Here is a 19,123-nt window from a genome sequence, read left to right on the forward strand (position 1 = left end):
CTGATCGCCATTCATCAAGGTTTAGCGATCAAGTTCCGGGAAATACGGATCCGAGAAAAACCGCCGACCGCGCTCGCCTTGCAAACAGTCGACCGGTGCTGCCGTATCGACCGGGACGGATCCGGAATCGGCATTGGGACCGGCATTGGGATCGGCAACACCGCTGACCTCGAGGACCAGCTTGCGGCGTATGGCGGTCACGAATTCCGAAGCGGCATAGACCGGCAGCACGAAGGAGCCTGGCCCGCCTGTGACGCACTCGGCATAGTATTGGTCGAGATGGCTGTAGCTGGGCGACGGGCTGATCAGGATCGGCAGGCCATTGATGACGATGCCTCTTGCCACGGCGGCGTCGCGTGTCGTGGTGACCGGAATCCCGATATTGTTGGGGCCATCGCCTGAAATGTCGATGACGCTGCGCGTCGCGTCGAAGGCGGCTCCATCCAAAAGCTTGGCGCCGAAGGCGAGCGCACTGGAAATCGAGGTGCCGCGAAAGCTCCTGAACGGGCGCGCCTCGATCTTGTCGGCGAATGCCTCGGCGCTCTCGGCATTGTCGATGACCTGCCAGGCAATGACCGCATCGTCGCGGACGGTGCCTGCCCATTCGAAATAGGCCAGCGCAATGCGTCCGGTCACACCCGAACGCACCGCATTGATGAAGTCGGGGTGGCGCAGCGCCTCGACATAGCCGGCGCGCTGCAGGGCGAATTCCTTTTCGTCCATCGAGTGCGAGATGTCGACCGCCAGCACCAGTTCGACGTCCACGGCAATGGTGTCGGCAGGCGCGGCCAAAGGTGCTGCCTGGGCACGGGCAAGGCAGGCAAGCAGGCTGACGCAGGTCGCCCAAAAGCGCGCAGCGGTCTTGGGGTATCGACAAGCATCGAAACAAAAACTCAAAGCGTGTCGCATGAATCTCTTCACCGGGACGCGCTTTCAGCGCGTCAAGCATGGGTCCAACGCTGCAGGCTTCCGAACGATGCCGGCAATCTTTCGCCGCGATCACGGCAAAATAAAGCTTGGCTGTACGGCCGGCTATGCCTGTTGGTGGGCTTTGGCGACGGCCGGGGGTGGTTCGATCGCGCCGGCCCTGACGCGAACTGGCTTGAGAGCCGGTCGCTCGACGTCTTTCACGATCGCCAATGAGCGCGGGAAGAATTCAACATTGTGCTGGCCACGCCCGATATTGAGGATCGCGGCGTCGGCAAGACGCGCCTCCAGCATCGACAGCACCCGCCGCAGCGTCGCGCCGTCGAAGGTGTCCAAAGCCTCATCGATGATCACCCATTTCGGCTGCCGCAAGACCAGCCGGGCAAAGGCAAGCAGGCGCTGCTCGTCATCGCTCAATTCGCGCTCCCAGCGCGCCGACCGGTCGAGCGAGGACGACAGCCGCCCGAGGCCGACCTCGGCAAGCACCGCCGAGATCTCGGCGTCGCTGACCGCCGCATCGGCGTGATTGAGCACCTCGCGCAGCGTGCCGAGCGGGAAATAGGGTTTTCGGGGAACGAAGGCGGGCACCTCTCCGGCCGGCATGCCGATCCGCCCGCTTCCCCACGGCCACAGACCGGCAATGGCGCGGAAGAACAGCGTCTTGCCGGCGCGCGGATCTCCGGTGATCATGACGCGCTCGCCGGCACGGATTTCGACATGCGGCTCGGCGAGCTTGGTGCATCCATCCCGCGACGCAACCTCAAGGTTCTCGAATGTCAGCCTGCCGTCCGGATTTTCGCCGAACTCGATGCGCCTCTCGGTGTGGTGGAGCACATCCGTTTCAGCAAGCGCGATGCGGAAATCGGCGACGCGCATCAGCGTGGCGCGCCAATCGGCGATGCCGCCGATATTGTTGATGAACCAGCGCAACGAGGAATGCACCTGGTTGAAGGCGCCGACAGCCATCATCAGCCCGCCGAAGCTGATATCACCGGCGAAATAGACCGGTGAGGCGACGAGGATCGGCGCGACGACAGTGATCCAGCCATAGGTATCGGTCACCCAGGAAAGATTGATCTGGGCGCTGTAGATGCGCCGCATCGCGCCCAGCACCGTGCCGAGGTCGAGCTCAAGCCGTCGTCGCGCGTCGGTCTCGCCGTGTGCAAGCGCGATGGCATCGACATTCTCGTTGACGCGGACCACCGAGGAGCGCAGCTCCGCCTCGCGCGTATAACGGTCGCTGTTGAAGCGGATGAGCGGCCGTCCGACCAGCCAGCTCAGCCAGGAGGCGGTGCCGGCATAGAGAATCGCGGCCCACACCATGTAGCCCGGAATCGCCAGCGAATAGCCGCCGACATGGAAGACGAAGCCGGAAGACAGCGACCATAGGACGCCGACGAACGAAACAAGCAGAATGAACGACTGCAACAGCCCTATGCCGAGACCGGTCGAAAGATCGGAGAGATGCCCGGCATCCTGCTGCAGGCGCTGGTCGGGGTTGACGCCGATGGCGCCGGCGTTGGCAAGGCGGAAAGCCCGCGCCGGCCGCATCCATTCACCGATCAGATCGACGGTCAACCCCTCACGCAGCTTCAGCCGGATCGTCTGGTCGAGCCAGGTCTGGCCGACATTGAGCACCACAAGCCCGCCGGCGATGGCGGCAAACACCAGAAGCTGGTGCAGGAAACTCTGCATGTCGCGCCGAGCCAGCGCGTCGTAAAAAGGCTCGTTCCAGCGATTGAGCAGAACCTGCCCGATCGAGGTTGCCACAATGACGGCGACTATGCCGAGGCAGGCCCAGAGCATTTGTTTGCGGATCGGCGACTTCGCCAGCGCCAGCCTGATTGTCGCCAGCTGGTCGCGCAGGCTGCTGGCCTCGACCGACGCGGCAATCGGCGTGGCGCTGGCCTCGAAATCCGGATGATCAGCCATTGATGAAGACCCTTCGCAAGCGGTGCTGAAACCGGTGAACAAGTCAACTCAATCGGGTAGCAAACCCGCCCACGACAGATAGGTGGGAAAAAGCGTGGACCCGATCACGAAAACGTCATCGACGGCCCGGCGACGGCGCGTTCCCGGTCGGCGATATCCGGCCGAGCCTTGTGGCGCCATGCGGCGAGAAAACCGGCACGAAGACGCGGCGAGAGGCGCGCTGGACGACCGGCACACCCTGATAGAGCCGCTTCTGCGCCTCGACGACGATGACGCCGGAAAAGATCGGCCAGAACCTGCGGCCGGCGCGCTCCAGCACATTGTGGAACCGCATCATGAAGCGTCGCCGCGATGGCGGGAAGAACAGGGCGTCGGACCATGCCGCGGGCGTGAAATTCGCTTCGCGCAGCAATTCGGTGAGCTGGCCGCGCGAGAAAGGCCGGCCGCTGCCGAACGGCGTATGCTCGAAACGGGCCCAGACACCGCGCCGGTTGGGCACGACGATGACGACGCGGCCGGCGGGCGACAGCACCCGCCAGATTTCGTTCAGCGTCTCGCGCGGGTTCTCGGCATGTTCGAGTGAATGGACGAGCAGCATGCGGTCGATGGAGGCATCGACCAGCGGCAATTCCTCATCGAAGACCAGCGCGGTCGCGGTCGGCCCGGCGGCCGGCCAGACCACCGCGCCTTGCGTCGCCGGCATGAAGGCAAAGACACGTTCGGCATCGGTGCCGAACCGCTCCAGCCACGGCAAAGTGTAGCCGAGGCCGACCAGCCGCTCATTGGGCACAACAGCCCATATCGAGGACAACGCCATGGTGATCGAGCGTTCGGCCAATCGCCCGAGCGTGGTCGAATAAAAGGAGCGAAGGTCGACGATATCGGAATACATGCGCGGCACGCTATCTTCGATGCTGTCCAAGTTCAACAAAGGCGGATGACACCCGCGGGCAAGCGCCCTATGTCTGCGGCGACTGCTGCATCGGCCAGAAATCGGTTTCGATTTCGGAAAGCACGATGCAGCAGATAAAAAGTGTTAGAGCGTCCTTTGTGCGTCCAACTGGACGCGCGGCGCACTAGAGCAATTCCAGGAAAAGTGTGAAACGGTTTTCCGTCCGGAATTGCGCAAAAACAAGGAGAGAGAGCGGTTCGGCGTTTCCGTGAAACGATGAACCGCTCTCGTGGAGAGATGCGATGCCGGTTGAAATCGAACAATTCATGTGCCGCAGCGACAATTTCGGAGTGCTGGTGCATGACCCGAAAAGCGGCCAGACCGCGATCATCGACGCGCCCGAGGAGGCGCCGATCCTGGCCGCGATCGAGCGCACCGGCTGGGCGCCGACGACGATCCTGACCACGCACCACCATGTCGACCATGTCGAGGCCAATCTGGCGTTGAAGGAACGGTTCAAGCTGCGCATCGTCGGACCGGAGGCGGAACAGGCCAAGATTCCCGGCATCGACGAAACCGTCGAGCAGGGTTCGGTCATCCACCTCGGCGAGGAGAGGATCGACGTGATCGCCACGCCCGGCCACACGGCGGGCCATGTCTCCTATCATCTGCCGGCGTCGAAAGTGGCGTTCACCGCCGACACGCTGTTCGCGCTCGGCTGCGGCCGGCTGTTCGAATGCAAGCCGCCGGTGATGTACGATTCGTTGAAGAAGCTCGCGGCACTTCCGGCCGAGACGGTCGTCTATTGCGGCCATGAATACACGCTTTCCAACGCCCGCTTCGCGCTGACCGTCGATCCGACCAATTCGGCATTGAAGGAGCGCGCCGCGAAAATCGAGGCGCTGCGCGCCGACGGCAAGCCGACGCTGCCGACCACCATCGGTGAGGAACTGTCGACCAATCCGTTCCTGCGCTGGCACGATCCGGCAATCCGCAAGCATCTCGGCATGGAGAACGCCTCCGACGCCGAAGTGTTCGCCGAAATTCGCAAGCGCAAGGATAACTTCTGAGCACCATGACGTGCTGGAAATCATGACCAGTTCCGCCGAAATCATCGCAACGCTCGGCCTGAAACCGCATCCGGAAGGCGGCTGGTATGCCGAGACCTTCCGCGATGGCGCGGAGGGCGCGCGCGGCCATTCGACCGCGATCTATTTCCTTTTGGAGCAGGAGCAAGTGTCGGCCTGGCACCGCGTCAAGGACGCCGCCGAGGTCTGGCATTTCTATGCCGGCGCCCCGTTGGCACTGTCGATGCATCGGGAAAACGGGCCGGTGATCGAGCAGGTGCTCGGCACGGGACTGGCGGCGGGCGAGCGGCCGCAGATCGTCGTGCCGGCAGGCTGGTGGCAATCGGCGCGCAGCATCGGCGAGTGGACGCTGGTCGGCTGCACCGTGGCGCCGGGCTTCGATTTCGCCGCCTTCGAGCTGGCCGAACCGGGCTGGCAACCGGGAACGCCTTAGGTATATCGAGATTCAGGTCAGGCCGAGCCGAAAATGGTGGATTCCGAGAACCGGAACGGAGCGTACGTTTGGGTACGTGAGTACCGGAAGCGCAGGAAACCGCCGTTTGCAGGCCGGCATCACCTGAATATCGACATACCTAACCTAGCCTAGCAGGAAACCCATCGTGATCCCCAGCTGGGCGGCATAATACAGCATCCAGACCGCGTGGCGCATCCAGTCGCGGTGCGGCGAGATGGCGCTCAGCAGGAACTTTTCCGAGGCGAGCAGCCCGTCGGACGCCATGAACAGCATGGCGCCGCCGATGATCCAGAGATTGCTCAGAGTGAGGGCCGAAATGCCCATGGCAAAAATTGTCGCGATATAGACGCTGATCGGCAGGCGCAGGGCAGGGCCGACGCGGCGCCACAGCGCAAAAAGCCTGGTGAGCGCGAACACGGCCATTGCCCCGGCAATCGCCGCGCGCCACGGCTCGGCCGAGAGCAGCCCGACCCCCTCGCCGGAGCGCAGGAACAGCGCGATGTAAAGCCCATGCACCACGAGAAAACTGGCCAGCCCTCCGACAAAAGCCTTTTCGCCGTCGCGTGACAGCAACGCATCGCCCATAGCACTGAGCGCCAGCGCAGCTATGAGCAGCCACGGACCGCCCTGCAGCGATGCGAGCACGGCAAGCATCGCCACGGCCAGCGACTTGATCGCGGAACGCGCAAGTGTCTGTGGCATGTCGATGGTGAAGGCGTAGACCACCGCCGCCGCCAGCGAAAACAGCAGCGTCGCATTGGCGTTGGCGTCGATGCCGCCGGCAAACGGCATCACGCCCCTGCCTCGCTCGCAGCCCTCTTGCGCAAGAACAGTGATTTCGCCGCAAGGGCTGCGCCGCCGGTGATCAGCACGCAGGCGGCGAGGATGCGCAGGGACGGCTCGGCGAAACCGGCTGATATCAGCACCAGCGTCGACAGCAGCGGCGCGGCATAGCTTGCCGCGCCCAGCACCTGGATGTTGCCGCGCTTGACGCCGATATCCCAGGCATAGAAGGCAGCGCCCACCGGCATCAGGCCGAGGCCGAGCACGGCCAGCCACTGGCCGGCGCCGACAGGCAGCACCGTTTCTTCCAGCATGAGATGGCAGACAAGCGAAAGCGCTGCCGTGGCCGCACAGAACCAAGTGACAATGCTGGTCGGCACCGACGGAAAGCGGCGCGACAACAGCGAATAGGACGCCCACAGCACGGCGCAGACGCCGGCCATCGCATAGCCGAATGCATAGCGCGCGTCGAAGGCAAGCCCGCCGCCCTTGGTGACGATCAGGAAAGTGCCGGCAAGGCCGAGCAGTGCGCCGACCACATGGTTCCAGGCCAGCCGCTCGCCCGGCATCAGCGCCGATCCGAGCACGATCAGCAGCGGCCACAGATAGGCGATGAGGCTCGCCTCCACCGCCGGCGCGTTGCGCAGCGCGGTGAAATAGAAGAAGTGATAGCCGAACAGGCCGGCAATGCCGATCACCCACACTTGCGGCGGTATTTTCTCGCTCCCGGCGGTGGCCGGCGTGAACAGCCGCGCGACGAGCCCGACGCCGGTGCCGATGGTGAAGGTGATCGCCGAAAGCAGGAATGGTGGCACCTTGCCGGAAGCGTCCGTAAGCAGCGCCAGCAGCGCCCACATGGCGACCGCGGAGAAGCCGATCAGTGTTGCGCGCCCCATGTCCGTCTCCGGCGGCGCGCGATTGCGCCTATTCTATCGCTTCGAACCGCTCCGCGCTGACGGTGAGAGTGCCGATTTTCGTGCCGACCGTGGCGTGGATCGGCGCATATACGCCGGTTTGGCCGACCGGTGCAAACGTCACCGTGATACGGCTGCGCTTTCTCAGGTAATCCAAGGATTTGCGGTTCTTGCGATAACCCGCCACCGGCTCAAAATCCAGCCGGCAGGTGACGGTATCGCCCTTGTAGCCGCGCACCGAGGTCGAGCCTTTTGACTCATAGGTCAGCGTCAGATTGGCGCGCATCTCGCCATCATAGAGCTTCACCGTGCGCCCGCAGACCTTGTCGAGACCATCGGCGTGGATGACGGTGGCGGCCATCGGATCGAGCACCGAGGCGAGATGGCTGGCGGCCAGCGGTATCCAGTTCTTGGGATTGCGCTTCTTCGGCGCAGGCACGACCTTCGTCGCGGCAACAGTACCGTTGGCGAACCGGATATCGATCATCGATGCCTTGTCGCCCGATTTGTAGTCGGCGCGGAACGCCTGCGGCTGCAATTGCTTGCCCGAAATCTTGCCCTTCGACGAGACCGTGCCACGTGTGTCGTCGAATATTGTGGCGAGGCCGGCGCTGGAGACGCTGCCTTCGATCGAATAGGTATCGCCTTCGTAACTGCTGGAAAAGCTTGCTTTGGCCACCGATAAGCCGTGGATCGAAACCGTATACTCGCCCTTGAAGGATTGTTGCGTGGCGGCAGAAATTGCCGTCGGCAGCGCCACGGCGAGCGAGGCAAGGAGAGCATGAGACGAACGAAGCATGGCGGGATCGAACCTCGATTTTCAGCAGAAGCGCGCAACTCCAGCCTGGCATCTCCTTGTGCGACCGCTTATAGACTGAATTTCGGCCTTTATGTGAAAGGCGTCGTCACACCCGCGCGCAAGCCGGAGCTTGACGCATCGCCGAAATGCAACTATGGAACGCCAACTTTTTCCATAAGGCCGCCTGACCGAAAACCGCGCGCCACCCGGCGCGGGTCGAATGTTTGGCCAGACCGAGAACTGAAGGTTTAGAACCATGTCCCGCACCTGCGAACTCACTGCCAAGGCAGTCATGTCCGGCAACAATGTGAGCCACGCCAACAACAAGACCAAGCGTCGCTTCCTGCCCAATCTCGTCAATGTGACGCTGATCTCGGAAGCGCTGAACCAGAATGTGCGCCTGCGCATTTCGGCCAACGCGCTGCGTTCGGTCGAGCATCGCGGCGGCCTTGATGCGTTCCTGGCCAAGGCCGACGCCAAGGAGCTGTCGCAGCGCGCGAGGCTGCTGAAGAAGCAGATCGCCAAGAAGCTCACCGAACAGCCGGCCGCTTGATTCTCAGGCAGCCGCCTTCCAAGGAGTGTCGTCCGAACTCGGCATGACACCCCGCTGGTTCCATTACCCAGGATAAAAAAATGAGCTTTTTCTCCCGATACCTGCCCTTTGTTGCGGCCATGGCGCTTGTCGTGGTGGCGTCGAACATCCTCGTGCAGTTCCCGCTGCAGGGTGCAGTCGGCGGCCTGTCGCTGGCCGACATTCTGACCTGGGGCGCCTTCACCTACCCGTTCTCCTTCCTGGTCACCGACCTTGCCAATCGCCGCTACGGCCCGGCTGTGGCGCGCCGGATCGTGTTTGTCGGCTTCACGGCAGCAGTGATCTGCTCGGTCGTCATCCCGCCCTTGCTGTTCCGCTACGGCCTGATCGAATTCGAAACGGCTGCCGACCGGCTGGTGCGCATTGCGGCGGCTTCCGGCACCGCGTTCCTGATCGCGCAGCTGCTCGACGTGACCGTATTCAACCGGTTGCGCCGGCAGAGCTGGTGGCGGGCGCCGATCGTCGGCACGCTGGTCGGATCGGTGTTCGACACCGCCGTGTTCTTCACGATCGCCTTTTCAGCGGCTTTCGCCTTCGCTGGCCCGAACGATGGCTTTGCGCTCGAAACCGCGCCGCTGATGGGCGTGCTGCCGGTCGAGACCATGCGCTGGGTGTCATGGGCGCTCGGCGACCTCGGCGTGAAGCTGATCATCGCCGTGGTGGCGCTGATCCCCTACCGGCTGCTTGCCGCCCGCTGGAGCCAGCCGGCACTGGCGGCATAGAGCATGATCCCTGAAGGTGGGAACCGGTTTTTGCTATCGCTGACCTTCGGTTCGGAAAAGATCATGCTTACAGGTTCTCGAGCATGATCCCATGGGTCCAGCTCGATACCGCGAAAACGCCTGCCGGCGACCACGAGTTGCGCCTGAAACAACGCGGTGCCGAATTCTCGATCATGCTCGGCTCGAACGAGCTGATGAACAGCCGCCTCAGCGGCTCCGAGGAAGCGCTGGCCCGGCTGTCCTGCCAAAGGATTGCCGGCCGTAGCCAGCCGAAAATCCTGATTGGCGGGCTGGGCATGGGTTTCACGCTGCGTGCCGCCCTAGCCGGGCTTGGCGCCGATGCCCGTATCGTTGTCGCCGAGTTGGTGCCCGCCGTGGTGGCGTGGGCGCGCGGCCCGATGGCCTCGCTGTTCGGCGGCTGTCTCGACGATCCACGCGTGACTGTTCGCGAGGCGGACGTCGGGCAGATCATACGATCGGAAGCCTCGGCCTGGGATGTCATCCTGCTCGACGTCGACAATGGCCCGGAAGCGATCGTCCACCAGGCCAACGATGCTCTCTACAGTATAGCTGGGCTGATCAGCGCGAGAGCAGCGCTCACGCTCGGCGGCGTTCTGGCGGTCTGGTCACAGGGACCCGACAGCGGTTTTACCCGCAGGCTCAAGCAGGCGGGCTTCGCGGTCGAGGAAGTCAAAGTCCGCGCCAATGGCAAGCGCGGCGCGCGCCACGTCATCTGGATTGCGACCAACGGACCCCAGCCTGCGGCAACCGGTGCGAAGCCGTAGACTTGTTATCGGCCGTCCCTTGCCGACCGCCTCTCAATCCTCGTGCAGCATAAATTCCAGATAGAGATTACGCTGTAGCACCGAGTGGTTGTCGTCGGAGATCAGCGACACCATCAGCGCGCCGTCGTCGCGGGTCCAGACGTCTAGCCCTTCCATGTTGTCGATCTGGTAGCTCATGTCGGCTTCGATCAGCAGCGGCCCGTCGGCAACGGCGCCCTTCTCGACGCTCTCGCCATAGATGCGCCGCAGCCGGATCTTGACGCCACGGGCCATCGAATAGCTGCGCTCCAAAAGCAAGAGGTCGCCGTCCGGCAGGAAGGCGCCGTCGGTGATATCGAAATCGCCGTTGCGCTTAACGGTGAAAACGCCTTTGTGCGGCCCTTCGATAACAGCCGCATAGATGTTGCCTGATTTGTCGAGGCTCTTTTCCGAGACCACGACCAGCCCGCCTTCGTGCTGCCCGTGAGGATTGGCGTGGGTGATGGTCTCCAAGCCGCGATTTTGGCGGAGCTCCCAGGCTGGAATCAGGAAATCCAATTGCTTGAACGGCGGCTTCATGTCGCCCGGTTCGATCTTGAACTGTGCAATGCGGTGATCGCGCTCGAAGCCGACTGTGGCAATGCCGTCCTTGACCGCAAGCCCTTCGGAGTCGACCTGCCATTTTTCGTCGATCGGATGGCCCGCATCGTCGGCCATTTGCTGCATACGGAAATTCCGGATGCCGGACGGGCGCTTGTCGGCATCATGGGTGACGGTGCCGAAGAACCAGAAACCGGTGTCGGCGACGCCGATGAAATCACTGCCGGGCTTGCGGAAGCGAAACGCCGACAGCGCGCCGAAATCGCGTGACGGCGAGGTCATTTCCAGCCCGCCGACGAATTCGAGCGGGCCGAACCGCTTTTCGTCACCGCCGATATGAAACCGGTCTATCAGCCGTGCTGAGATTTCGATCGGCTCGACCGAAACGGTGCCGGCAGCGATGGCAGCCGACAAGGCGATGCCGGCAACCACCAGCGCTGTGGCGGCGAAAAGCGTCTGCCGAAAGCCGCCCCGCGAAAAAATCATCCGGCGCGCCGCATGCCGCCGCGTCGCGTGTCGCGCATGCTTTCCTCGCCAAACAGCGAGGCCAGTTGCTCGGTCATGGCGCCGGCCAGTTCCTCGGCATCGACGATGGTGACGGCGCGGCGATAGTAGCGGGTAACGTCGTGGCCGATGCCGATGGCCAGGAGTTCGACCGGCGAGCGCGTCTCGATCAGTTCGATGACGGCCCGAAGATGCCGTTCGAGATAGTTGCCCGGATTGACCGACAGCGTCGAATCGTCGACCGGCGCGCCGTCCGAGATCATCATCAGGATCTTGCGCTGCTCCGGCCGCGCGATCAGGCGGTTGTGGGCCCACAGCAGCGCCTCGCCGTCGATGTTTTCCTTGAGCAGGCCCTCGCGCATCATCAGGCCGAGATTGCGCCGCGCCCGCCGCCATGGATGGTCGGCGGATTTGTAGATGATGTGGCGCAGATCGTTGAGCCGCCCAGGATTGGGCGGCTTGCCTTCCTTCAGCCATTTCTCGCGCGCCTGCCCGCCCTTCCAGGCGCGGGTGGTGAAGCCGAGGATCTCGACCGAGACACCGCAGCGCTCCAGCGTGCGCGCCAGAATGTCGGCGCAGGTGGCGGCGACCGTGATCGGCCGGCCGCGCATCGAGCCCGAATTGTCAAGCACCAGCGTCACCACCGTGTCGCGGAATTTGGTGTCGCGCTCCTGCTTGAAGGACAGCGGCTGCATCGGGTCGATGACGACGCGCACCAGCCGCGCCGGATCGAGATAACCCTCTTCGAGATCGAAATCCCAGGACCGGTTCTGCTGCGCCATCAGGCGGCGCTGCAGCCGGTTGGCCAGCCGGCCGACGACGCCGGAAAGGTTGGCAAGCTGCTTGTCGAGGAAGGCGCGCAGCCGATCCAGCTCTTCCTCTTCGCATAGATCCTCCGCACCCACCGTCTCGTCGAAGGCGGTGGTGAAGACCTTGTAGTCGATCTCCTTCGACAGATTGGTGAAGGGATTGTCGTTGCGGCGCGCCTCGCCGGGTGTCTCGGCATCGGCGTCGTCATCGTCGGACAGGTCGTCGGCGGTGGCATCGGACGCCTCGGTCTCGGCCGATTGCTCGTCGTCGGACGACGCCTCGGTATCATCCGACTGCGCCTGCTCGGAGCCGGAATCGTCCTCGCCGCCCTCCTCGCTCTGCTCCTCGCCTTGCGGCTGGTTTTCATCATTGTCTTCGGAGTCTTCGGTCTCCTGGTCGTCACCGAGTTCCTCGGCCATTTCCATGGAAGCCAGCATCTCGCGCACGACACGGGCGAAGGCCTGCTGGTCGTCGAGCTTTGCCGACAGCCCGTCGAGATCGGCGCTAGCCTTCTCCTCGACCCAAGGGCGCCACAGGTCGACCAGCCGCTCGCCGCTCTTCGGCACGGCGCGGCCGGTCAGCTTTTCGCGCACCATCAGGGCCAGCGCCTCCTCGATCGGCGCATCCGCCTTGTCCTTGACGTCAATGAGGTTGGCCCTGGCGTATTTGTCCTCGAGCATCGAGCCGATATTGTCCGCCACACCCTGCATGGCGCGGGAGCCGATCGCCTCGACGCGGGCCTGCTCGACCGCATCGTAGACGGCGCGGGCCTGCTTGCCCTCCGGCGCCAGCCTGGTGTGGATGCGCGTGTCGTGGCAGGCGCGCTTCAGCGCCATGGAATCGCCGAGCCCGCGGGTGATGGCGATGTCGGCCTTCGACGCTTTCTTCGGCAGTTCAGGCAACCGGGCGCGGCTGCCGGCCAGCGCCGGCCGATCCTTGGCGAAACCGACTTCGAGGTCCTTGTCGCCGGCAATCGCGCGCATGCAGACGGTGACGGCGCGCTTGAAGCTGTCGGCTTCAGACCCCGTCTTCGACTTGTTGCGCGTGTTGTCTCCCGGACCCGCCATCGATCATTCCCCGACGCATGACCCCGAAAATCGGAATCGATTTTCGGAAAGGATCATGCGCGAAATCAAAGTTCTACAGCGTCCGTCGCGCGTCCAATTGGACGCGCGGCGCTGTAGCGCACGACCTTGTCCGAAAAGCGTTGCGACTTTTCAGGGCCATGCTTAGCCCAGAACCACGTTGGCGGCGCTCTCCGGCAAATCCTGGCCGAAGGCGCGCTGGTAGAACTCGGCCACCAGCGAGCGTTCCAACTCGTCGCACTTGTTGAGGAAGGTCAGCCTGAACGCCATGCCGATATCGTCGAAGATCTCGGCATTCTCGGCCCAGGTGATGACCGTGCGCGGGCTCATGACGGTCGACAGGTCGCCATTGATGAAGGCCGAACGCGTCATGTCGGCGACACGCACCATCTTGTTGACGATCTCCTTGCCCTTAGCATCGCGATAGTGCTTGGCCTTGGCCAGCACGATGTTCACCTCATTGTCGTGCGGCAGATAGTTCAGCGTGGTGACGATCGACCAGCGGTCCATCTGCGCCTGATTGATCTGCTGAGTGCCGTGATAGAGGCCGGTGGTATCGCCGAGACCGACCGTGTTGGCGGTCGAGAACAGCCGGAACGCCGGATGCGGGCGGATGACCCGGCTCTGGTCAAGCAGCGTCAGCCGGCCGGACGATTCCAGCACGCGCTGAATGACGAACATCACGTCCGGACGGCCGGCATCATACTCGTCGAAACACAGCGCGACATTGTGCTGGTAGGCCCAGGGCAGGATGCCGTCGCGGAATTCGGTGATCTGCAGCCCGTCCTTGACGACGATGGCGTCCTTGCCGACGAGATCGATGCGGCTGACATGACTGTCGAGGTTGACCCGCACCATGGGCCAGTTGAGGCGGGCGGCGACCTGCTCGATATGCGTCGACTTGCCGGTGCCGTGATAGCCCGACACCATGACGCGGCGGTTGTAGGCGAAGCCGGCGAGGATCGCCATCGTCGTGTTCTTGTCGAACAGATAGTCAGGATCGATGTCGGGCACATGCTCGCTCGTCACCGAATAGGCCGGCACCACGATCTTGGACTCGAAGCCGAATTTCTCCTTCACCGGCACGGTGGTGTCGGGCAGGTTGGCGATGTCGCGATCGACCTTGTTCATCTTTATCAACGTCTCCACGGGCGAAGCGCCTGATTTCGCCGGCAATCGATTTTGTCCGGGGGCGGTCTTAGAGCCTTTTCCAACCTTATGAAAGTTGGAAAACGACACGGAGGTCGCTCAGCACAATCCTGCCTGCTTGAGCACGCGATAGGCCTGGAGCACATCGCGGAACCGGTCTTCCGAACCTCTGTCGCCGCCATTCGCATCCGGATGGTGGCGTTTCACCAGTTCCTTATAACGCGCCTTGATATCCTTGCCAGTCGCCTTTGTATCAAGGCCAAGCGTTTCCAACGCCCTGGCCTCAAGCGGCTTGGCCTTGCGCTCACGCGCCTCACGCGGATCCTTCGGGCCTTTGAACAGGTCGAACGGATCGCGCATGCGGTTGTAGTAGCCGGCGCGGCCGGAACGCTGCTGGGCGAAATCGGGCGAGGAGCGCGTCGAGGCGCCGTTGACGCCCATCTTCCATGTCGGCCGGTGGCCGGTCATCGCTTCCTTCTGGAAACGGGCGATCTCGGTATCGGGGACACCGGAGAAATAGTTGAAGCCCTTGTTGTACTCGCGCACATGATCGAAGCAGAACTGAAAATACTCGCCCTCCTTCATGCGCCCGACCGGCGCGCGATGGGTGCCGGCCTCCTTGCAACCGTCCCACTGGCAGATCGGCGAACGAGACTTCAGCTCCGCATCCTTCTCCGGGCGGATGCGAATTTTCTCGAAATATTTGGGGTACGGTTTCATCTCACCCATTTATGGGCTGTTCGCCGGTGCGAAACAAGAATTGACATTTTCGCGATGATCGCCCTAACCGCTGAATCGCGGCATAAAGCGGGCGAGCGGCGAATTTTGTCACGGGCGGCGGCGCCGTGCGTCCTTCCGGACGCGCTAAGGCCGCCGATTTTCGGGGGGCATGCGCCCACCCTATGTGGTGAAGGGAAGTAAGAATGTCCATACAGTCGACGATGGAAGGCAAGTTGAAGAAGGCGTTCTCGCCGGAGCGGCTGGTCATCATCAACGAAAGCCATCTCCATGCCGGCCATCACCATCAGGACTCCGACCATCACGGCACCTATGACGGCACCGGTGAGACGCATTTCCGCGTCCGCATCGTCTCATCGGCCTTCGCCGGTATGAGCCGCATCGAGCGCCACCGTGCGGTCAACGCATTGCTGGCCGACGAATTGAAGGCTGGTGTCCATGCGCTGGCGATCGAGCCGGCCGCGCCGGACGAAAAGACCAGATGGTAGCCATTAGAGCAATTCCAGGAAAAGTGTGAAACGGTTTTCCCGGGAAAAGCGCGTAGCGCTTGCCCTGGGGAATTGCGCAAAAACAAAGAGATAGAGCGGTTCGGCGTTTCCGTGAAACGATGAACCGCTCTATCCGAGCGCTGCCTTCAGGAAAATCATCACCGCACCGGTCAGGGCGTCGCCTTCGTCGCCGAAATTGCGATTGATCGACATGTGCGAATAGGCGCTGCCGTCGAACAGTGTCACCTCCGTTCCGGTCGCCTGCAGGCGCTCGGCGAAGGCCCGTGAGGCTGCCGCACGACCCGTTGCGCGCGAATAGGCGATGAAGGTCGGCGGATGTTTGCGGCTCCCGACATGGGTGGCAGGCGACAGCGCGCGCCACTGCGCCGGGTCGGGAAATGCCTTTGCATAGGCCCGTGTCATGCCGCCGCTTCTCGCAAGCGCCTCCAGATCATAGGCCCTGGTATCGTTCAGAACCAGCGCCGCGACGCCGGGCAGACCGCCGCGCAGCCCGGTCAGTGCGGCGAGCTGGCTGCCGGCCGAATGGCCCATCACCGCTATCCGCTTCGGATCGCCGCCGTATCCGGCGATGTTGGCGCGCACGTAGCGATAGGCCTGCTCGACATCGTTGGCCTGGCTGGCGACATCAGCCTCAGGCAGCATCCGGTAGTCGATCGAGACGAAGCAGAAGCCATTGTCGAGCAGGAAGTCCGGCTTGACGTCGACGTTGGCGCGATTGCCGGCTCGCCAGGCACCACCATGAATGAAAACGATCACAGGCAGGGAGTTTTCGCCAGCGCGCGCGTAGATGTCGAGCCTGGCCGGTCCGTAGTCGACGGTTTGCGGAGAGGGCGAAAGCCGCCGCGATGCCGCCGAGGCGCGGTCCGTCAACAAAGCCATCGACATCAAAAGCAGGGTTCGCCGATCGATCACCGTCACCTCCAGACAACCCAGTCGAAAGTGCACGCCGGCGCGGCGAGCGTCCAGGATTGATTAGCCGCGAAAGAACCTATCAGAACTAAATCTCGCCGGCCGGCCTGATCCTCAGCCTTGCAATCCGGTTCTTGTCGCGCTTCATGACGACGAAGCGCTTGCCGTGAAAGGTGAAAGCCTGCTTCTCGTCGGGGATCAATTTCGTCTCGTGGATGACGAGACCGGCAATGGTGGTGGCTTCTTCGTCCGGCAGGTCCCAGTCGAGCGCTCGGTTCAGGTCGCGGATCGACACGGTGCCATCGACGACGACGGAGCCGTCGGCTTCCTGCTTGACGCCCTGCATGTCGATATCGTGCTCGTCGGCGATCTCGCCGACGATCTCCTCGATGATGTCCTCCAGCGTCACCAGCCCTTCGACCTCGCCATACTCGTCGACGACGATAGCGAAATGCGCCTTGCGCCGCAGGAAGGCGTTGAGCTGTTCCTGCAGCGTCGTGGTATCGGGCACGAACCACGGCTTTGAAGCGATCTTCATCACGTCGATCTTGGAAAAGTCGTTGCCGACATCGTTCAACGCGCGCAGCAGGTCCTTGGCGTGCAGCACGCCGACGATGTTGTCGAGCGAGCCCTTCCACAAGGGCATGCGGGTATGCGGGCTCTGCAGGATCTCGCGCACCACCGCCTCCGGCGGATTGTCGGCATTGACCGACCGCATGTTGGTGCGGTGGACCATGACATCGGACACTTCCAGTTCATCGAGGTCGGACAGGCGGCCGATGCGGGCGCGATCCTCGCGCACCACCTGGCCGTCGCGACGAAAATCGTCGACGGCGCCGCGCGATTCATCATGGTTCGAATGCTGCGGCTCGATGCGCTGCAGTTGATAGCCGAAGGCGGCGAGCAGGCGCGCGCGAAAGGCAAAGGCGAGCAGGCCGAGCCCGGCAAGGACGCCAGCGACGATCCAGCCGGCCTCGTTCATCCCGGTCGGCCTTTCGGCTGACCCGGCCGGCCTCTCTGCTGACCCGGGCTGCCTTTCGGCTGACCCGGATGGTTCTCCCTCAGAAACGACAGCACTTCCGACGCCGGCACATCCTTGGCGATGAAGGCTTGGCCGATGCCGCGCGTCAGGATGAAGGTCAGCGCGCCGCGCGACACCTTCTTGTCCTGGGTGATGAAGGCAAGCAGCGCTTCTGCATCAGGCAGTTCACCCGGAATATCGGCCATGCGCCAAGGCAGGCCAACGGCGCCAAGATGCGCCTCGACGCGCGCCGCATCGTCGGGACTTGCCAGGTTGAGGCGTGACGAAAAGCGATAAGCCAGCGCCATGCCGATGGCGACGCCCTCGCCGTGGACGAGACGGGCGCTGTCATATTGGGTGGCGGCCTCGAGCGCGTGGCCGAACGTGTGGCCGAGATTGAGCAGCGCGCGGTCGCCGGTCTCGAACTCGTCGCGGCCGACGACATCTGCCTTGGCGCGGCAGGCTTCGGCGATCGCCTCGGTCCGCTGCGGGCCGCCGGCGAACACTTTGCCCCAGTTTTCCTCCAGCCACGCGAAGAAGTCGGGGCGATCGATGAGCCCGTACTTGGCGAGTTCGGCGTAACCCGCCCGGAATTCCCGGATCGGCAGCGTGTCGAGCACTTCGGTGTCGGCCAGCACCAGTTTCGGCTGATGGAAGACGCCGACGAGGTTCTTGCCGCGCGCACTGTTGATGCCGGTCTTGCCGCCGACGGAAGAGTCGACCTGCGCCAGCAGCGACGTCGGGATCTGCACGAAATTCATGCCGCGGCGCACGATGCCGGCGGCAAAGCCAGCCAGATCGCCGATGACACCGCCGCCGAGCGCGATGACGACATCGCCGCGCTCAAGCCTGGCTGCCAGCACGCCGTCCACCACCTCTTCGAGATGCGCGAAACTCTTGGTCTTTTCTCCCGCCGGCAAAGTGATAACCGCAGGCTGGGAGCCGCCCTTTTCGAGGCCGGCTTTTAACGTCTCGAGGTGGGCGGCGGCGACGTTGACGTCGGTGACCACGGCGGCGCGCGTGCCGGGCAGGCGGCGCGAAATCTCGCTGCCGGCGCGCAACAGCAGGCCGGAGCCGATCAATATGTCATAGGCGCGATCGCCGAGCCCGACTTCGACAGTGACGGTCGCATTGCTGCTCACGAGCGCACCTCGCCTGTCGCGGCTGCCACGCCGAAATACCCGCAAAGAGCGTTCACCACCTCGGCGGCGATGACCTCCTTGCGATCGTCGCGGGTCGGCACGGTAACATCGGCGTTTGCGTAGACCGGATAGCGCTCGGCCATCAACCGCTCGATCACGGCACGGGGATCGGCGCTTTTCAGCAGCGGCCGGTTCTGCTTCTTGGAAACGCGGTCCATCAACAGGTCGATCTCGGCCTTCAGCCATACCGACACGCCATGGCCGGCAATGGCCTCCCGCGTCTGCGCGCTCATGAAGGCGCCGCCGCCCGTCGACAGCACCTGCGGGCCGTGTTCCAATATGCGCAGGATGACGCGCTGCTCCAGCGCCCGGAACTCGGGCTCGCCATAGCGTTCGAACAGTTCCGGGACGCTCATCCGCGACACGCTTTCGATTTCCTGATCACTGTCCATGAAAGGCAGTCCCAGCATCCCCGCTACCTTGCGGCCGATCGCCGTCTTGCCGGCGCCCATAAGGCCGACAAAGACGATGGAACGGCTGCCCAGCCGGCCGAGCAGCGCGGCATGGCTCTCATCGGGAGGATTGGCTGGTAACGCGTTCATGACACCATGATGTTTCTAAGCAGGTCCGCAAAAGTTGTCCCACGGTTTTGCGACAGAACCTGCGACAAGCCAAAGAATCCAGGCAGGCATTCGTGGGCCAGCCCACGAATGCCTGCTTTAGACCCTCTTTGCCGGCGTATCGACATCAAAAGCCTGATTGCGTCAAGCGTGGCGCCGCCGCGCGTCG

Annotated in this window: 20 protein-coding genes; 6 read left to right on the forward strand and 14 right to left on the reverse strand. The window is 63.3% G+C overall.

Annotation, left to right across the window (positions count from 1 at the left end; genetic code table 11):
- Positions 1–21: 21 nt before the first annotated feature.
- The 3 genes from AC0L16_RS16105 to AC0L16_RS16115 all read right to left on the reverse strand — a co-directional run bounded on the left by AC0L16_RS16105 (position 22) and on the right by AC0L16_RS16115 (position 3,751).
- The gene (locus AC0L16_RS16105) at positions 22–909 is read right to left on the reverse strand and encodes a DUF1194 domain-containing protein (protein ID WP_473621877.1); all 888 of its coding nucleotides are present in this window, start codon (positions 907–909) and stop codon (positions 22–24) included.
- 123 nt (positions 910–1,032) lie between these two features.
- Positions 1,033–2,859, reverse strand: a complete 1,827-nt coding sequence (locus tag AC0L16_RS16110) for an ABC transporter ATP-binding protein/permease (protein ID WP_473621878.1) — start codon at positions 2,857–2,859, stop codon at positions 1,033–1,035.
- Between the two features lie 115 nt (positions 2,860–2,974).
- On the reverse strand, positions 2,975–3,751 hold the full coding sequence (locus tag AC0L16_RS16115; protein WP_473621927.1) for a class I SAM-dependent methyltransferase: 777 nt from the start codon (positions 3,749–3,751) through the stop codon (positions 2,975–2,977).
- Between the two features lie 302 nt (positions 3,752–4,053).
- On the opposite strand from AC0L16_RS16115, the gene gloB reads away from it, so the two are divergent.
- Positions 4,054–4,821, forward strand: a complete 768-nt coding sequence (gene gloB, locus AC0L16_RS16120) for a hydroxyacylglutathione hydrolase (protein ID WP_077372950.1) — start codon at positions 4,054–4,056, stop codon at positions 4,819–4,821.
- Between the two features lie 22 nt (positions 4,822–4,843).
- Positions 4,844–5,272, forward strand: coding sequence for a cupin domain-containing protein (locus tag AC0L16_RS16125; protein WP_473621879.1), 429 nt, complete (start codon positions 4,844–4,846; stop codon positions 5,270–5,272).
- 144 nt (positions 5,273–5,416) lie between these two features.
- Here the strand turns inward: AC0L16_RS16125 and AC0L16_RS16130 are convergent, their stop codons facing one another.
- From AC0L16_RS16130 to AC0L16_RS16140, 3 genes are read right to left on the reverse strand one after another with little or no spacing between them, the layout of a single operon-like run.
- Positions 5,417–6,085 (reverse strand): lysoplasmalogenase family protein, encoded by a 669-nt coding sequence (locus tag AC0L16_RS16130; protein ID WP_473621880.1) that lies wholly within the window; start codon positions 6,083–6,085, stop codon positions 5,417–5,419.
- Positions 6,085–6,972 (reverse strand): aromatic amino acid exporter YddG, encoded by an 888-nt coding sequence (gene yddG, locus AC0L16_RS16135; protein WP_473621881.1) that lies wholly within the window; start codon positions 6,970–6,972, stop codon positions 6,085–6,087. Before yddG ends, AC0L16_RS16130 begins: the two co-directional genes overlap by 1 nt.
- A gap of 28 nt (positions 6,973–7,000) precedes the next feature.
- A complete protein-coding gene (locus AC0L16_RS16140) occupies positions 7,001–7,789 on the reverse strand; it encodes a DUF3108 domain-containing protein (RefSeq protein ID WP_473621883.1) in 789 nt (262 codons plus the stop codon).
- Positions 7,790–8,045: 256 nt separating this feature from the next.
- On the opposite strand from AC0L16_RS16140, the gene rpmB reads away from it, so the two are divergent.
- From rpmB to AC0L16_RS16155, 3 genes are all read left to right on the forward strand, one after another.
- Positions 8,046–8,342, forward strand: coding sequence for a 50S ribosomal protein L28 (gene rpmB / locus AC0L16_RS16145; RefSeq protein WP_473621884.1), 297 nt, complete (start codon positions 8,046–8,048; stop codon positions 8,340–8,342).
- 80 nt (positions 8,343–8,422) lie between these two features.
- Positions 8,423–9,103, forward strand: coding sequence for a queuosine precursor transporter (locus AC0L16_RS16150; RefSeq protein ID WP_473621885.1), 681 nt, complete (start codon positions 8,423–8,425; stop codon positions 9,101–9,103).
- Positions 9,104–9,186: 83 nt separating this feature from the next.
- A complete protein-coding gene (locus tag AC0L16_RS16155) occupies positions 9,187–9,888 on the forward strand; it encodes a polyamine aminopropyltransferase (protein ID WP_473621887.1) in 702 nt (233 codons plus the stop codon).
- Positions 9,889–9,921: 33 nt separating this feature from the next.
- Here AC0L16_RS16155 and AC0L16_RS16160 read toward each other — a convergent pair whose 3' ends face one another.
- The 4 genes from AC0L16_RS16160 to AC0L16_RS16175 form a co-directional block, all read right to left on the reverse strand.
- Positions 9,922–10,953, reverse strand: coding sequence for an esterase-like activity of phytase family protein (locus AC0L16_RS16160; protein ID WP_473621888.1), 1,032 nt, complete (start codon positions 10,951–10,953; stop codon positions 9,922–9,924).
- The gene (gene cobT / locus AC0L16_RS16165; protein ID WP_473621889.1) at positions 10,950–12,848 is read right to left on the reverse strand and encodes a cobaltochelatase subunit CobT; all 1,899 of its coding nucleotides are present in this window, start codon (positions 12,846–12,848) and stop codon (positions 10,950–10,952) included. Before cobT ends, AC0L16_RS16160 begins: the two co-directional genes overlap by 4 nt.
- A gap of 162 nt (positions 12,849–13,010) precedes the next feature.
- Positions 13,011–13,997: a cobaltochelatase subunit CobS gene (gene cobS, locus AC0L16_RS16170; protein ID WP_473621890.1), complete on the reverse strand. Its 987-nt coding sequence runs from the start codon at positions 13,995–13,997 to the stop codon at positions 13,011–13,013.
- Positions 13,998–14,114: 117 nt separating this feature from the next.
- A complete protein-coding gene (locus AC0L16_RS16175) occupies positions 14,115–14,744 on the reverse strand; it encodes a J domain-containing protein (protein ID WP_473621891.1) in 630 nt (209 codons plus the stop codon).
- A 194-nt stretch (positions 14,745–14,938) separates the two neighbouring features.
- Between AC0L16_RS16175 and AC0L16_RS16180 the strand changes: the two genes are divergently transcribed.
- Positions 14,939–15,241: a BolA family protein gene (locus AC0L16_RS16180; protein WP_077372975.1), complete on the forward strand. Its 303-nt coding sequence runs from the start codon at positions 14,939–14,941 to the stop codon at positions 15,239–15,241.
- A gap of 129 nt (positions 15,242–15,370) precedes the next feature.
- Here the strand turns inward: AC0L16_RS16180 and AC0L16_RS16185 are convergent, their stop codons facing one another.
- From AC0L16_RS16185 to AC0L16_RS16200, 4 genes are all read right to left on the reverse strand, one after another.
- Positions 15,371–16,174 carry an alpha/beta hydrolase gene (locus AC0L16_RS16185; RefSeq protein ID WP_473621893.1) on the reverse strand — a complete coding sequence of 268 codons (804 nt, stop codon included), beginning with the start codon at positions 16,172–16,174 and terminating at the stop codon, positions 15,371–15,373.
- An 85-nt stretch (positions 16,175–16,259) separates the two neighbouring features.
- Entirely contained in the window at positions 16,260–17,153 is an 894-nt protein-coding gene (locus AC0L16_RS16190) for an HlyC/CorC family transporter (RefSeq protein ID WP_473621894.1), read from the reverse strand.
- Positions 17,150–18,334: a 3-dehydroquinate synthase gene (gene aroB / locus AC0L16_RS16195; protein WP_473621895.1), complete on the reverse strand. Its 1,185-nt coding sequence runs from the start codon at positions 18,332–18,334 to the stop codon at positions 17,150–17,152. The genes AC0L16_RS16190 and aroB overlap by 4 nt, the downstream gene beginning before the upstream one ends.
- Complete coding sequence (locus tag AC0L16_RS16200; protein WP_473621896.1) at positions 18,331–18,936, reverse strand: shikimate kinase; 606 nt, start codon at positions 18,934–18,936, stop codon at positions 18,331–18,333. Before AC0L16_RS16200 ends, aroB begins: the two co-directional genes overlap by 4 nt.
- Between the last annotated feature and the right edge of the window lie 187 nt (positions 18,937–19,123).

The sequence above is a fragment of the Mesorhizobium sp. WSM4848 genome (assembly GCF_055811375.1).